The organism is Marinobacter xestospongiae, assembly GCF_023156385.1.
Classification (GTDB): Bacteria; Pseudomonadota; Gammaproteobacteria; order Pseudomonadales; family Oleiphilaceae; genus Marinobacter; species Marinobacter xestospongiae.
The window spans coordinates 97,272-111,863 of record NZ_JAKZAK010000017.1; the positions used below are offsets into that span (position 1 = coordinate 97,272).

Below are 14,592 nucleotides of genomic sequence, written 5' to 3' on the forward strand. Positions count from 1 at the left end.
TCACTGTCCGTTACTCACTTGCCAGAATGCCGGCTGCCGCCAACCGCGACGCCACACCGCCAATATCGCCGGCGCCCTGGGTAATCAGCAGGTCGCCGTCCTGGAGGGTGTTTGCCAGCACCCCCTCAATGTCCTGTTTATCTTCAACAAACACCGGTTCTACCTGGCCGCGCTGGCGAATGCTGCGGCACAGCGAACGGCCATCGGCCCCCGGAACCGGGTCTTCGCCGGCGGCGTACACGTCCATCAGCAGCAGACCATCAACGTCCGACAACACCCGCACGAAATCCTCATAGAGATCCCGGGTACGGCTATAGCGATGGGGCTGATACAGCATCACCAGCCGCCGGTCGGGATAGGCATCTCGGGCCGCACGGACCACGGCCGCCACCTCGGTGGGATGGTGACCGTAATCGTCCACCAGGGTGACGGTGCCATTGTGGGTCTGATAATCGCCGTACACCTGGAAGCGGCGCCCAACACCGGCAAAACCAGCCAGCCCCCGGCAGATGGCGTCGTCATCAACGCCTTCGTCGGTCGCCACAGCAATCACCGCCAATGCGTTGAGCACGTTGTGGCGCCCGGGCATCTTGAGTTCCACCTCAAGGTCTGGCCGACCACCGGGCCGCTTGACCAGAAAACGCGATCGCAGACCGTCGCTGCGAATGTTCTCGGCGCGATAGTCGGCGTCGGGGTTGTCGATGCCGTAAGTGATGATGGCCCGGGAAATGCGGGGAATGATTTCCCGTACGTAGGCATCGTCGACACACATGACCGCCACGCCGTAGAACGGCAGATTGTGGAGGAAGTCGATGAAAGTCTGCTTGAGCTTGCCCACATCACCGCCGTAGGTGTCCATGTGGTCCGCTTCAATGTTGGTCACCACCGAGATCACCGGCGTCAGATGCAGGAACGAGGCATCGCTCTCGTCCGCTTCGGCCACCAGGTAGCGGGAGCCCCCCAACTGGGCATTGGTGCCGGCGCTGTTGAGCTTACCGCCGATCACGAAGGTGGGATCGAGGCCGGCCTCAGCCAGTACGGACGCAATCAGACTGGTGGTGGTGGTCTTGCCATGGGTACCGGCAACCGCAATACCGTGGCGGTAACGCATGATCTCCGCCAGCATTTCCGCCCGGGGCACGATGGGGACCCGACGGGCACGGGCCGACACCACTTCCGGGTTGTCTGCCGCCACCGCCGAGGACACCACCACCACGTCCGCATCGGCACTGTTGCCCTCGGCATGGCCAATATAGACCTGCACGCCCAAAGCACTGAGGCGGTCGGTCACCGCACCACGACGGATGTCCGATCCGGACACATCGTAGCCCTGGTTTTTAAGCACTTCGGCAATGCCGCTCATGCCAGCGCCACCGATACCCACAAAATGGATATGACGGATACGGCGCATCTCAGGCACCTGGTACACCAGCGGTGGGTTGTTTGCATCAGGCATTGGCCGCCTCCAGACAGTAATTCACTACTCGCTCCGTCGCGTCGGGGCGGGCCAGCGCGTGCGCGGCTGCCGCCATGGTATTAATTCGTTCCCGGTCGCTGCCGAGCTCGGTCAGGGCCTCCGCCAGCCCTTCAGCGGTTAGCCGGGACTGCGGCATCAGGATCGCCGCCTTGGCCTGGACCATCTGCTGGGCATTGCGGCTCTGGTGGTCGTCCACCGCATGGGGAAATGGCACCAGGATGGCACCAACGCCCGCCATGCAAAGCTCCGAAATGGTCAGCGCCCCCGCCCGGCACAGCACCAGGTCGGCCCAGCCATAGGCTTCCGCCATATCCCTGATGAAGGGCTCAACCTGCCCCTCCACACCAGCCTCGCGGTAAGCCGCCTGGGCCAGTTCCAGGTGACGCTCACCACTCTGGTGGCGTACTTCGGGGCGCATAGCGTCCGGCATCAGCGCCAAGGCTTCGGGAACCCGCTGATTGATGGCCTGAGCCCCAAGGCTACCGCCCACCACCAACAGTCGCAGCCGACCCTGACGTGCTCCCAGGCGCTCTGCCGGCTCAGCCAGCTCCGCCAGATCCTGTCGCACCGGGTTACCGGTACAACGAGTGACGACCCCGGAACCAAAGCTGCCGGGAAACGCCTCCATTACGGTCTTGGCAAAGCGGGCCAGAATCCGATTGGTCAGGCCGGCAACGGCATTCTGCTCATGCACCAGCAACGGCGTCCGGGTCAGCCAGGCCGCCAGGCCACCAGGCCCGGTGACAAATCCACCCATGCCGATGACACAGTCCGGACGCAGGCTGCGGACCAACGCCAGCGCCTGGAACAGAGCCCGCAACAGCCGGAACGGCGCTTTCAGCAACGCCAGCTTACCCTTGCCACGCAGGCCGGAGACCGCAATCAGTGACATCGGGATGTCGGTGTCGCCGATCAGTCGTTCCTCCATGCCACCGCAGGACCCCAGCCAGTGCACTTCGTGCCCCAGGGCCTGCAGCCGACGGGCGGTTGCCAGGGCCGGGAACACATGGCCTCCGGTACCACCGGCCATCACCAGAAATCGGCGACTAGTCATAGCTCGCGCCTCCCGGCGACGGCGCGCCTTTTTCGGCCTGTTCCAGCCGGTCATTCCGTTCCATCTCCACCCGCGCCAGGATGCCGATGCAGGCGCAGGTCACCAGCAGACTGGAGCCGCCGTAGCTCATCAGTGGCAGGGTCAGCCCTTTGGTGGGCAAGAGCCCGGTACTCACGCCCATGTTGATCACCGCCTGCAGGCCGATCAGCAGGGTGATGCCATAGGCAAAGCTGGCGGCAAACGGCATGTCCGAGGTTTCTGCCCGGCGGGCAATGGCGAAGCCGGAAAGCACCAGCACAGACATCAGCGCCAGCACCAGCAGAGAACCGATCAGACCAAACTCCTCGGCCGTGATCGCAAAAATAAAGTCTGTGTGGGCCTCGGGCAGGAAGAACAGTTTCTGTACCGAGTTGCCCAACCCAACACCGGCCCAGTCGCCACGACCAAAGGCGATCAGCGACTGGGTCAATTGGTAACCGGTATCGAACTGGTCCTTCCAGGGATCGAGGTAACTCACCACCCGCTTGAGCCGGTAAGGCTGAGTGACCACCAGTGCCACACCAATGGCCACGCAGCCGGTAATCAGTGGCAGGAACCGGGTCAGCTTCACGCCACTGAGAAAAATCATTCCCAGGGCCGCACTCATCAGTACAACCGTGGCGCCAAAGTCCGGCTCGATCACCAGCAGCACCGACGCCAGTGCAAGCACTCCCATGGGCTTGATAAAGCCAGACCAAGTGTTCACCAGCTCGTCCCGACGACGCACCATGTAGCCGGCCAGGTAGGCGATCAGACACACCTTGGCGATTTCAGACACCTGGACATTGAACAGACCAAACGGAATCCACCGCGTCGACCCGTTCACTGTACGCCCCAGCGGGGTCAGCACCAGCACCAGCACCAGCAGGCCAACCCCCAGCAGCAGCCAGCCACTGCGCTCCCACCACGACATCGGAACGTTGGCGGCCAGTAGCGCCACCACACAGCCGATGCCGGCAAAGATCAGTTGCCGCACCACGTAGTGGTAGCCGTTACCCACCGTCTCCGCCGCCATGTCCATGGAGGCGGAGGAAATCATGATGATCCCCAGTACCAACAGCGCGCCGGCGCTCAGTAGCAGCCACGGCAATGGCCGCCATTCACGAGCGGGAGCAACAGGCATGGCAAGGGTCGGAATCGCAGTCATGCCAACGCCTCCACCTGCTGCCGGAACGATTCACCACGGGCCTGGTAGCCTTCGAACATGTCGAAACTGGCGCAGGCCGGTGACAGCAGTACCCGATCACCGGCACTGGCATGCGCCGCCGCCTGGGCCACCGCATCCGCCATGGAGTGTGCCCGAAGCACCTCGGTGCCGGCACCGACGGCGTCAGCAATACGGTCGGCATCGGTCCCGATCAGCACCAGGGCGCGAACGTGACGGCTGACCGGTTCGGCCAGGGGCGCGAAGTCTGCGCCTTTGCCATCCCCGCCGGCGATCAGCACCAGCTTGCCGGAAGCCGGCGCCAGACTCTCAATGGCGGCGACAGTGGCTCCCACATTGGTGCCCTTGGAATCATTGATGAAGTCCACCTCGTGCCAGCGGCGAACAAACTCGCAACGGTGGGGCAAGCCGTGAAAGCGTTGGGCCGTCGCGACCATGGAAGCCATGGGCAGGCCGGCCGCTTGTCCCAGCGCCAGCGCCGCCATCACGTTGCTGATGTTATGACGCCCGATCAGGGCCAGCGATTCCGCCAGCAACAGATTGTCGAAACCAAACGTGATCCAGGTGCCTTCGTCGTCGTCCCGGGTGCTGAAGGTGTCCGGGTTTACCCGATGGAAGCCGTAGCACAGGAAGCGCACGCCATCCCGGGCCATGGGGGTACTCAGGGCGTCGTCCAGATTGACCACGGCGTGCTGGCAGCCCCGGTAGATTCGCTGCTTGGCCTGGAAGTAGGCCATCTTGGAGTCGTAACGGTCCATGTGATCGTCACTGACATTGAGCACCGTCGCGGCCAGAGCATTGAGGGCGTCCGTGGTCTCCAGCTGGAAACTCGACAGCTCCAGGACGTAAAGCTCAACCGCCGGGTCCAGCAGCTCCAGCGCAGGCGTACCAATATTGCCGCCCACCGCCACATTCATACCGGCATCCCGGGCCATCTCGCCCACCAGGGTGGTCACGGTGGTCTTGCCGTTGGAACCGGTGATCGCCACGATCGGTGCCTCGGCGGCTTCGCTGAACAGGTCGATGTCGCCGCGGATACGGGCGCCCTGCTCCGCTGCCCGGCGAATCGCCGGCTCAGCCACCGCCACGCCCGGGCTGACCACCAGCTCATTGAACCCCGCAAACAACTCTGCATCGAAGCCCCCCAGAAACACCGGCACCTCGGGCCATTCGGCCTGGAGTTCCGCCAGCCCCGGGGGCGCCTGACGACTGTCGGCCACGGCGACGTCCCGCCCCTGCTGACGCAGGTGACGAACGCAGGAAAGCCCGGTCTTACCGAGCCCTACCACCAGTGTTCGACGATCCGATGCGATGACTGTCATAACCTTCCGCAATTACTCAGTGTGAAACCCACAAGGTTGTGGCCTTTGCCCTTAACGAATCTTCAACGTGGCCAGTCCCACCAGAACCAGCACCACCGTAATCACCCAGAACCGCACAATCACCCGCGGCTCCGGCCAGCCCTTCAGTTCAAAGTGGTGATGCAACGGCGCCATCCGGAAAATGCGGCGTCCGGTCAGGCGGAACGACGCCACCTGCAGGATCACCGACACGGTTTCCATCACGAACACCCCGCCCATGATGAACAGCACGATCTCCTGGCGCACAATCACCGCCACAACCCCCAGCGCCGCACCCAGTGCGAGGGCGCCAACGTCCCCCATGAAGACCTGGGCCGGATAGGTGTTGAACCACAGGAATCCCAAACCGGCCCCCACCAGGGCACCACAGAATACGATCAGCTCGCCGGTCCCCGGCAGATGGGGAATCAGCAGATAGTTGGCGAACTGGGCATGGCCGGACAGGTAGGCAAAGATACCCAGCGCCGCCGCCACCATCACCGTGGGCATGATCGCCAGACCATCGAGACCGTCGGTGAGGTTGACCGCGTTACTGCTGCCGACAATGACGAAGTAGGTCAGCAGAATGAAAAACACCGGTCCCAGAGTCAGCGACACGTTCTTGAAGAACGGCACAAACAGCGACGTTTCCTGTGGCAGGTTGGCGCTGTAGAACAGGGCCACCGCAGCCGAGGCGCCAATCACTGACTGCCAGAAGTACTTCCAGCGGGCGGGCAGCCCGCGGGGATTGCGCTCCACCACCTTGCGGTAGTCATCCACCCAGCCAATGGCACCGAAAGCCAGTGTCACCAGCAGGGTGATCCAGACATAACGGTTGCTCAGGTCGGCCCACAACAGGGTACTGATGGCAATCGCCACCAGAATCAGCGCGCCCCCCATGGTGGGCGTGCCGGCCTTGCTGAGATGGGTCTGTGGACCGTCATCCCGAACCGCCTGGCCAATCTGGTACTGGCTCAGTTTGCGAATCATGTACGGGCCAATGAACAGCGAAATCAGCAACGCCGTCAAAATCCCGAAAATGCCGCGCAGCGTCAGGTACTGAAAGACCGTCAGCGCGGAAAAGTATTGCGATAGAATCTCTGTCAGCCAGAGCAGCATGAATCTGTCACCTTGTTTTTTAACCCCTCCGCCACACGTTCCATGGCGGAACTCCGAGAGCCTTTGAGCAACACGGTAACCGGTTGTCCACCCTGGCCCAGCAGGTATTCGACAGCCTTGTCATGGCTGTCGAATACCTGCGTCGATTGTCCAAATCCGTCGCCATAACCCTCACAGCCAGGCCCGACAGCCAGCAGCTGCTCGATACCCAGCTCGCGGGCAAAGGCACCCACATCCCGATGCAGCCGACGACTGTCCGGACCCAGCTCAGCCATGGTGCCAAGCACCGCGATCCGTACTCCGTCGTAACCGGCCAGCACCTTCAGTGCCGCTTTGGTGGACGACGGATTGGCGTTGTAGCTGTCATCAATCAGCGTCAGCGCGGCGTTCAGCCGGGTCGGGCTCAAGCGCCCGCGCACCGGCACCATCGCCGCCAGGCCCTGCTCGACCTGCTCCGGAGCCAGCCCCAGCGCGTAACAGGCCGCAGCCGCCAGCAGAGCGTTCATTACGTTGTGCTCACCGGCCAACGCCAACTCAATCGTCGCCTGCCAGCCATCCGGTCCCTGTATCCGGAAGCGCTGGCCTTCCGGCCCCGACGTCAGATCTCTGGCGACAAACGCCGCTGCGGCATCATCTGCCAGGCTGACCGACAGCACACGACGATCCCCCGCCCGACGCTGCCACCGGGAAAAGGCGGCATCATCACGGTTCAGCACCACCACACCGTCGTCGACCACGCCATCAATCAGCTCACCTTTGGCCACCACGATGTTGTCGTAGCTGCCAAAACCTTCCAGGTGGGACTCGCCGGCGTTGGTGATGATGCCCACCCGGGGCCGGGTCAGTTGAATGGTCTGGGCGATCTCACCGACGCCGCTGGCGCCGTGCTCGATGACCGCGTAACGGTGTTCCGGCGCCAGCCGCAGCAGGGTCAGCGGCACCCCGATGTGGTTGTTGAGATTACCGGCCGTTGCCAGTGTCGACGCCACGCCGCCAAGAATGCTGGCCAGCATCTCCTTGACGGTGGTTTTGCCGCTGCTGCCGGTGACCGCAACGCACGTCGCCTGACAGCCCCGCCGGTTTTCCTGGCCGAGACGAGCAAGCGCGGCCAGCGTGTCCGGCACAATCAGTTGCGGCAGATCCACCGCATCGTCCAGCGTATCCACCACCGCAGCCACCGCGCCCGCGGCTTTTGCGGTCGCCAGGAACCGGTGACCGTCAAAACGCTCGCCTCTCAGGGCAACAAACAGATCGCCCGGGCGCAACTGACGGGTGTCGGTGGAGACTCCGCCAACGTCTGGCCCAGACACCGTATCGGCGCCCAGCCAGGACGCGATCTCGGCCAATGAGCATGGGCGGATCACGCCACACCTCCATTCAGCGACAGGGCATGGCGCACCTGCTCGACATCGCTGAACGGCAGCCGCTGCCCAGCGGTTTCCTGCCAGGCTTCGTGCCCCTTACCCGCCACCAGCACCACGTCGCCCGACTCAGCAAGGGCGACGGCCTGGCGAATGGCGGCCGCACGATCGTGCACCACCGCCACCCGATCCGGCTGGGCAAAGCCGGCCAGGATATCGGCGACTATCGCCTCTGGCGCTTCACTACGGGGGTTGTCATCGGTCACGATCACGCCATCGGCGGCCGCTTCGGCTTCCCGCGCCATTTCCGGTCGCTTGCCGGCATCCCGGTCGCCGCCACAGCCAAACACGCAGATCAGCCGTTTGCGGGCATGGGGACGCAGGGCCGCCAGTGCATTGGCGAGCGCATCCGGAGTATGGGCGTAGTCCACCACCACCTGCACCCCGTTGGCGCCGGTAAACGATTCCAGCCGCCCGGGTGGAGGCGTCAGTCGCTCAACCGCCTGGGCGACCCGCATCACCGGGACGCCGAGACTCAACACCGCGCCCATGGCCGCCAGCAGGTTACTGGCGTTAAAGGCCCCGAGCAGGGGCGCGGAGATCTCAAACGATCCCCACTGCCCATCCACCGACGCCTCAAAACCACCCGTCACCGGCTGGAACCGGGTCAACCACAGCTCGGTCTGGGCCTCGTGCAGGCTGTAACGAACCCGGTCGCACTGACCGTCCAATTGTTCGTAAAGCTGACGACCGAAGGGATCGTCAAAATTGATGACGGCAAAATGCAGCTCTTCGCGCCGGAACAGTTTTGCCTTGGCGGCGCCATAGGCACCCATGGAACCGTGGTAGTCCAGATGATCCCGGGTCAGGTTGGTAAACACCGCACCGGTCATGGACAGGTTATCGATGCGGCCCTGATCGAGGGCGTGGGACGACACTTCCATGGCCGCCGCCCGGCCCCGCTGTGCCAGGATCTGTCCCAGCAGACGGTTAACCGTTACCACATCCGGGGTGGTGTGGGTCGCTGTCTGCAACCGGCCCGGCATGCCGTAGCCCAGAGTGCCGATCACGCCACAGGGAGTGCCGGTCTCATTCAACAGTTGGGCAATGTACTGGCTGACCGAGGTCTTGCCATTGGTTCCGGTCACCCCAATCAGTCGCAAACGCTGGGACGGATGTTCAAAGAAGCGGTCAGCAATGGCGCCCAGACGAGCCCTCAGCTGAGGCACTGGCACCAGCAACGCGCCGTGAAACTCCCGGCACTGACCCGGCGCATCCACGTCCAGCAGGACCACGGTTGCGCCCCGCTCGATGGCGACCGCAACGTAGTGATCGGCGGGCGTTCGGGCACCGGCCACGGCGATGAACGCATCGCCCGCCTTGACCTCGCGACTGTCGGTCGCCAGGCCATGAATGGTGACATCAAAAACCGACGGTACCTCAACAATACCGTGCAACAACGAACTCAGGGATGTGATGCACATAGCGTTAACCCCGCTCTCCGGTGCGCTGGACAGGACGCTGTCCCAGCTCCAGTTCTGGCTTCACATTCAGTAGTCGCAATGCATCACTCATCACCCGGGAGAACACCGGTGCGGCCACTTCACCGCCGTAGTATTCACCCGCCTGAGGTGCATCGACTGCCACCACGGTTACAATTCTCGGGTTGTCGATAGGCGCCATGCCCGCAAACACGGCCTTGTACTCGCTGTCTTCATAACCTCGCTTACCCACCAGGTGAACCGTGCCGGTCTTGCCTCCGGCCGAATAGAACCCTGGCTGCGCACGCCGTCCGGTGCCATGCTCAACCACCTCCCGCAGCATGTCGCGGATCTGGGCAGTGACCCGTTCCGACAGCACCCGCTCCCCCTGGGGCGGCTGCTCCAGTTTCAGCAGACTGAGCGGATAGCGGGTACCACCATTGGCCAGCACCATGTAGGCCTGCGCCAGCTGCAGCGCGTTGAGGCTCAGACCATAACCGTAGGACAACGTGGCTTCCTCCACGGGGCGCCAGCGCGGGGGCGACGGCAGTACGCCCACAGCCTCGCCGGGAAAACCAATGCCGGTGGCCTGTCCCAGCCCAAGCCGGAAGTAAAGGTCCCGCACCACATCGCCCCCAAGATCGTTGGCAATGCGGCTGATACCGACGTTGCTGGACTTGGTGATCACCGTGGTCATATCGACAACGCCATAATTGCGGGCGTCGCGAATGGTAAAACGACCAAATCGCCGATAGCCCGGCGATGTGTCGATGGTGCTGGAAACCTTGTAGCGCCCGGATTCCAGGGCGGCGGCCATGGTAATGGCCTTCATCGGTGACCCGGGCTCAAAGAGATCCGTCACCGCCTTGTTGCGTAACCGCTCGGAACTGAGCTGGCTGCGATCGTTGGGGTTGTAGGAATGCTGATTGACCATTGCCAGCACCTCCCCGGTATTCACATCCAACATCACCAGGGTGCCACCGTGCGCCTTATGGGCGGTAACAACCGCCTTGAGCTCCCGGTACGCCAGATACTGCAGACGCAGATCCAGGCTCAGCACCAGATCCTGACCCGGGCTGGCGTCACGGATCAGCGACAGATCCTTGATCACACGCCCACGATTGTCCTTGAGCACCCGTTTGGACCCGGGCTCTCCCCGCAGCCAGTCGTCGTAGGAGAGTTCCATCCCCTCCTGACCCTGTTCATCAATGTTGGTGAACCCCACCACATGAGCAGTTACTTCGCCGGCAGGGTAGAAACGCTGGTACTCACGGCGCCCATAAACCCCAGGGATACCCAATTCCAGAATCTGTCGCGCCACGCTGGGTTGCATCTTGCGCTCCAGATAAATGAAGCGACGTTCGGCGTACCGCCGCAACCGCTCACGCAACTCACCTTCGGGAACCCCCAGCAGACGGGCCGCGGCAGCCAAACGCGGGTCTTCCGGGTCCATTTCCGACGGATTGGCCCAAACAGTCTGCACCGGCGTACTAACCGCCAGCGGCTCACCGTAACGATCGGTGATCATGCCGCGATGGGCGTCTACCGATTCCACCCGAATCGTGCGGACGTCGCCCTGCTGTCGCAGAAACTCCTGATCAACCACGTGCAGGTCCACCAGTCGCCAGGCCAACACCGTCACCAGCACCAGAAACACAGACACAACAGAACCAAACCGCCAGGCTCTTAGCCCGGCGGTCAGTCGTTGACGCCATGTCGGTTGCTGTTGTGGTGCTGACACAAGCCGTACCTGCTCAGATCGCTGTCATTGTGTGTACTACCTGCCACCAGCCGCTGGCGACGCCAGCGGAACCAGCACGATGTCCTGTTTACCAGGCACGATCATGCCCAGGCTGTCGCCCGCCAAATGCTCAATTCGTCCATGGGCACTCAGCGCGCTCTGCTCCAGCAGCAGCTGACTCCACTGCCGCTGGTAGGCATCACGCTGATCCTGTAACGTGGATAATTCATTAAACAGCCCACGATTGGTGTGCGCACTGACCACCACGCCCAACGCCGATGCGATCAGCACGGCCACCAGGCCCAGGGTAATCACCAGATCCCGCTGCGCCAGCGAGATAAAAATCCGCCGCGACAGCCGATACGCGCTGGAAAACCCGGCCTTGACCGCATCCCGGTTCAGCTTGGTCGCCTTAACCGGGCGCTCCAGGGTCACCGCTCCCATTTTACGCTCCTTCCCCGGCGTTCTCCGCCATATCGCTGCGCTTTTCCAACACCCGCATCACTGCGCTACGGGCCCGCACGTTGTCACTGACCTCGTCCACTTCTGCCTTCATCGCCTTACCCACCAACCGGTAGGCAGACTGTTCTTCGCTGGCCATCACCGGCAGCCCTTTGGGCAACTGCGGACCACGGGCCAGATCCCTCATGAAGCGCTTGACGATGCGATCCTCAAGAGAGTGGAAACTGATCACCACCAGACGTCCACCGGGGGCCAGTTTCGATACCGCCGCGTCCAACCCCTGCTCCAGATCCTCCAGCTCCCGGTTGATAAAGATCCGGATGGCCTGAAAGGTTCGGGTGGCCGGATGTTTGTGCTTCTCTTTTTTTGGCACTGCAGTACTCACCAGCTCCGCCAATGCCCGAGTGGTCTGCAGAGGCTCCTCCTGGCGCTGGTTGATCACTGCCCGGGCAATACGGCGAGAGAAACGCTCTTCGCCATAACGCCAGATCACATCGGCAATTTCTTTCTCTTCGGCCGACGCCAGCCAGTCCGCGGCACTGGGACCACGGGTGGTGTCCATGCGCATATCCAGAGGACCGTCCCGTAAGAAGCTGAAGCCGCGAGCGGCATCGTCCAGCTGCGGCGATGACACTCCCAGATCCATCAGCACCCCATCCACCGCTGACCAGGACTGCTCATCCATGGCTGATACCAGCTCTGCGAAAGAGCCGTGAAAATGCCGGAAACGGGCATCCTCAGTCGCCAGCGTTTCAGCAAAGCCGATGGCTTCCGGGTCCTTGTCGATCCCCAGAAGCTGGGCCTGAGCCCCCAGGCGCGCCAGCAATAGCCGGCTGTGACCGCCTCGCCCGAACGTGCAGTCGATGTAGCGCCCTTCCGGGTTGGTGATCAGCAGGTCAACCGCCGTGTCCAGAAGCACGGAACGGTGTAGCTGTTGACCGTCCGCGCGCTCTGTCGGCCGGCTAGTCATAGGTCCAGAGCCTCCATCTCGGGAGGCATCTCGTCATCATCAGCGGCTTCATCAAGCCAATCGAACCAATGCTCTTCACTCCAAAGCTCCAGTTTTTTGCCCTGGCCCACCAGCATCAGTTTCTTGTCGAGCTTGGCGTAATCCCGCAGCGTCGGCGGCACCAGGACGCGGCCGGCCGAATCCAGTTGCAGACGGGTGGCATACCCCAACACGGTGCGCTGGAGTCGCCGAACGGCCTTCTTCATGCTGGGAAGCGCATTGATCTGTTCTTCGACGGCGGCCCACTCCGGCTCCGGGTAGACCATCAGGCAGCGGTCGCCGGTCGCGCTGGCAGTCAATACAATGCGGCCATCACAAAGCTGTGCGAGTTCCTCACGCAGCTTTGCGGGGATCGCCATGCGACCCTTCGCATCCATATTGATGGCATGACTGCCGAGAAAATTGCTCATCATTGCTTGCCAGCGCTTGAGGGCACATACGGGGTGGGTGGCGGAAACCGGTCAATCGTTCTGAGCCCTGAGACGTCACAGATAAAGACGCAAGCCCCAGGAGTCCCGGGCGCAGCCAGTACCACCAAAACACCACATCCCGACTCATAAACCCACTAAAAACCACTTCCAACCACTTTTTCCCACTTTTGCACACTATAGAAACACGCCAAACACAATGCAAGCGCCACCAGGAACGACACGGTCACAAAACTTTCTTTAATGACAAGGAGTTACGAGCTTTCGAGGAGAAAACGGGCGAGATTAAAGATAAGAAAGACAACCAAATCAATTACCTGCAATTGAAACCGCAGGAATCGGTGTAAGTTTAAGAATATTTGGCTATTAGGAAGGCGTCGGGAGACCTACGGGAATCACATACTGCGGGTTACGCTGGGTGCCTCTGATGGTTAATTGCGAGTTCGCCGATAAGCCGGGTTCTGTCGTGGACAGTCATTCATCTAGGGCCTGCGTCGCCACAGGCCTCAAGCAACCTACCCGAATCCAGCGCGGGCCACGCCGTTGGATTCCTATTTGGTCTTGCTCCAGGTGGGGTTTACCATCGCCGTGAACTGTTGCCAGTCACGCGGTGCGCTCTTACCGCACCATTTCAACCTTACCGGCGCCCTGAGGCGCTTAGGCGGTATACTTTCTGTTGCACTTTCCGTCGACTCGCGCCGCCCAGGCGTTACCTGGCACCTTGCCCTATGGAGCCCGGACTTTCCTCCCCCAGCGAACTGGCGGCGACTGTCTGGCGAACTCAGGCGAGACCATACCCCCGCGACCGCCCAGGCGCAAGCATTACCGCTCCTGCCGTAACGCCAGAGCCCGCTGGTAGAGCTCATTGCGAGACACCCCGGAGACCTCCGCCACGATCTTCGCGGCTTTTTTTACCGGCAATTCAGGCAACAACAGCGCCAGCAGCCGATCCACATCAAGATCGCCACCCGGCTCGACATCCCGCGCCCCCCGAACCATCACCACAAACTCGCCACGGCGGGCATTGGCGTCCTCCCGCAGTACCTCCAGCAACTGTCCGGCGGTACCGTGGTAAAACGACTCATAGGTTTTAGTCAGCTCGCGGGCGATGGCCATTTCCCGGTCTTCGCCAAACACCAACGCCATGTCGGCAACGGTATCGGCAATCCGGTGCGGCGATTCATAGAACACCATGGTGGCCGTCTCCCGCTGCCATGCTTCCAGCGCCGTGCGACGCGCACCGGACTTGGCAGGCAGAAAGCCGGCAAAGGTAAAGCGATCGGTGGGGAGACCAGCGGCACTCAACGCCACCACCAGAGCGCAAGGGCCCGGCAACGGCACCACCTGCACGCCCAGCTCGCGAGCTTGACGTACCAACACGTATCCCGGATCGGAAATCAGCGGGGTTCCGGCGTCTGACACCAGGGCCGCTGACTCCCCGGCCTGGAGCCGATCAATAAGTCCACCCGCGCGATCCCGCTCGTTGTGGTCATGGAGCGCGACCATCGGCTTGCTCAGCCCCAGGTGCTGCAGCAGCCGGCCACTGTGGCGGGTATCCTCAGCCGCCACAAAATCCACTTGTGACAACACCTTGGCGGCTCTTGTTGAGAGATCATCGAGATTACCAATCGGTGTCGCCACGATGTACAGCACTCCCGCCCGGGATTGCCCTCCCCGCTCTGCCTGTCGCTCACTCACGCCTGAACACTCCTGCTGCAGCCCCGATGACCGCCAACTCATGTGAAATCAACTGGGACCTGATAAACTTGGCCGCCTGGGAGACGGACCTCTCCGGAAAACACCCATGGCAGGCCAAGTGCCCGCCCGGGGAGCGCCGATCCACTCCCCTATAATGGAACACTGCATGATGCCGCCCTTTGGGCGGCGTCACAAGCGATACGCCAGGAGTTGCGCGA

The 14,592-nt window shown here is 62.3% G+C and carries 12 protein-coding genes and 1 other RNA gene; all 13 read right to left on the reverse strand.

What is annotated here, in order from left to right:
- Positions 1-10: 10 nt before the first annotated feature.
- Complete coding sequence (murC, locus tag MLD24_RS13350) at positions 11-1,456, reverse strand: UDP-N-acetylmuramate--L-alanine ligase (protein WP_248167077.1); 1,446 nt, start codon at positions 1,454-1,456, stop codon at positions 11-13.
- Positions 1,449-2,531, reverse strand: a complete 1,083-nt coding sequence (gene murG, locus MLD24_RS13355) for an undecaprenyldiphospho-muramoylpentapeptide beta-N-acetylglucosaminyltransferase (RefSeq protein WP_248167079.1) — start codon at positions 2,529-2,531, stop codon at positions 1,449-1,451. The genes murC and murG overlap by 8 nt, the downstream gene beginning before the upstream one ends.
- Complete coding sequence (ftsW, locus tag MLD24_RS13360) at positions 2,524-3,717, reverse strand: putative lipid II flippase FtsW (protein WP_248167081.1); 1,194 nt, start codon at positions 3,715-3,717, stop codon at positions 2,524-2,526. The genes murG and ftsW overlap by 8 nt, the downstream gene beginning before the upstream one ends.
- The gene (murD, locus tag MLD24_RS13365) at positions 3,714-5,057 is read right to left on the reverse strand and encodes a UDP-N-acetylmuramoyl-L-alanine--D-glutamate ligase (RefSeq protein ID WP_248167083.1); all 1,344 of its coding nucleotides are present in this window, start codon (positions 5,055-5,057) and stop codon (positions 3,714-3,716) included. Before murD ends, ftsW begins: the two co-directional genes overlap by 4 nt.
- A gap of 51 nt (positions 5,058-5,108) precedes the next feature.
- The gene (gene mraY, locus MLD24_RS13370) at positions 5,109-6,194 is read right to left on the reverse strand and encodes a phospho-N-acetylmuramoyl-pentapeptide-transferase (protein WP_227172249.1); all 1,086 of its coding nucleotides are present in this window, start codon (positions 6,192-6,194) and stop codon (positions 5,109-5,111) included.
- Positions 6,179-7,558 carry a UDP-N-acetylmuramoyl-tripeptide--D-alanyl-D-alanine ligase gene (locus tag MLD24_RS13375; protein WP_248167085.1) on the reverse strand — a complete coding sequence of 460 codons (1,380 nt, stop codon included), beginning with the start codon at positions 7,556-7,558 and terminating at the stop codon, positions 6,179-6,181. The genes mraY and MLD24_RS13375 overlap by 16 nt, the downstream gene beginning before the upstream one ends.
- Positions 7,555-9,039: a UDP-N-acetylmuramoyl-L-alanyl-D-glutamate--2,6-diaminopimelate ligase gene (locus MLD24_RS13380; RefSeq protein ID WP_248167087.1), complete on the reverse strand. Its 1,485-nt coding sequence runs from the start codon at positions 9,037-9,039 to the stop codon at positions 7,555-7,557. The genes MLD24_RS13375 and MLD24_RS13380 overlap by 4 nt, the downstream gene beginning before the upstream one ends.
- A 4-nt stretch (positions 9,040-9,043) precedes the next feature.
- Positions 9,044-10,777 (reverse strand): peptidoglycan D,D-transpeptidase FtsI family protein, encoded by a 1,734-nt coding sequence (locus MLD24_RS13385; RefSeq protein WP_248167089.1) that lies wholly within the window; start codon positions 10,775-10,777, stop codon positions 9,044-9,046.
- 36 nt (positions 10,778-10,813) lie between these two features.
- A complete protein-coding gene (ftsL, locus tag MLD24_RS13390; protein WP_248167091.1) occupies positions 10,814-11,221 on the reverse strand; it encodes a cell division protein FtsL in 408 nt (135 codons plus the stop codon).
- Position 11,222: 1 nt separating this feature from the next.
- A complete protein-coding gene (rsmH, locus tag MLD24_RS13395; RefSeq protein ID WP_248167093.1) occupies positions 11,223-12,209 on the reverse strand; it encodes a 16S rRNA (cytosine(1402)-N(4))-methyltransferase RsmH in 987 nt (328 codons plus the stop codon).
- A complete protein-coding gene (mraZ, locus tag MLD24_RS13400) occupies positions 12,206-12,658 on the reverse strand; it encodes a division/cell wall cluster transcriptional repressor MraZ (RefSeq protein ID WP_248167095.1) in 453 nt (150 codons plus the stop codon). The genes rsmH and mraZ overlap by 4 nt, the downstream gene beginning before the upstream one ends.
- A 452-nt stretch (positions 12,659-13,110) precedes the next feature.
- Positions 13,111-13,460: RNase P RNA component class A (rnpB, locus tag MLD24_RS13405), an RNA gene on the reverse strand.
- Positions 13,461-13,498: 38 nt separating this feature from the next.
- The gene (gene rsmI, locus MLD24_RS13410; protein ID WP_248167097.1) at positions 13,499-14,374 is read right to left on the reverse strand and encodes a 16S rRNA (cytidine(1402)-2'-O)-methyltransferase; all 876 of its coding nucleotides are present in this window, start codon (positions 14,372-14,374) and stop codon (positions 13,499-13,501) included.
- Positions 14,375-14,592 lie beyond the last annotated feature (218 nt).

What these genes read in the sequence shown, in the direction of transcription:
- rsmH (WP_248167093.1), bottom strand. Translation starts at nt 12,209, where the DNA reads ATGACTAGCCGGCCGACAGAGCGCGCGGACGGTCAACAGCTACACCGT.
- ftsL (WP_248167091.1), bottom strand. Translation starts at nt 11,221, where the DNA reads ATGGGAGCGGTGACCCTGGAGCGCCCGGTTAAGGCGACCAAGCTGAAC.
- murD (WP_248167083.1), bottom strand. Translation starts at nt 5,057, where the DNA reads ATGACAGTCATCGCATCGGATCGTCGAACACTGGTGGTAGGGCTCGGT.
- mraY (WP_227172249.1), bottom strand. Translation starts at nt 6,194, where the DNA reads ATGCTGCTCTGGCTGACAGAGATTCTATCGCAATACTTTTCCGCGCTG.
- ftsW (WP_248167081.1), bottom strand. Translation starts at nt 3,717, where the DNA reads ATGACTGCGATTCCGACCCTTGCCATGCCTGTTGCTCCCGCTCGTGAA.
- murG (WP_248167079.1), bottom strand. Translation starts at nt 2,531, where the DNA reads ATGACTAGTCGCCGATTTCTGGTGATGGCCGGTGGTACCGGAGGCCAT.
- MLD24_RS13380 (WP_248167087.1), bottom strand. Translation starts at nt 9,039, where the DNA reads ATGTGCATCACATCCCTGAGTTCGTTGTTGCACGGTATTGTTGAGGTA.
- murC (WP_248167077.1), bottom strand. Translation starts at nt 1,456, where the DNA reads ATGCCTGATGCAAACAACCCACCGCTGGTGTACCAGGTGCCTGAGATG.
- mraZ (WP_248167095.1), bottom strand. Translation starts at nt 12,658, where the DNA reads ATGAGCAATTTTCTCGGCAGTCATGCCATCAATATGGATGCGAAGGGT.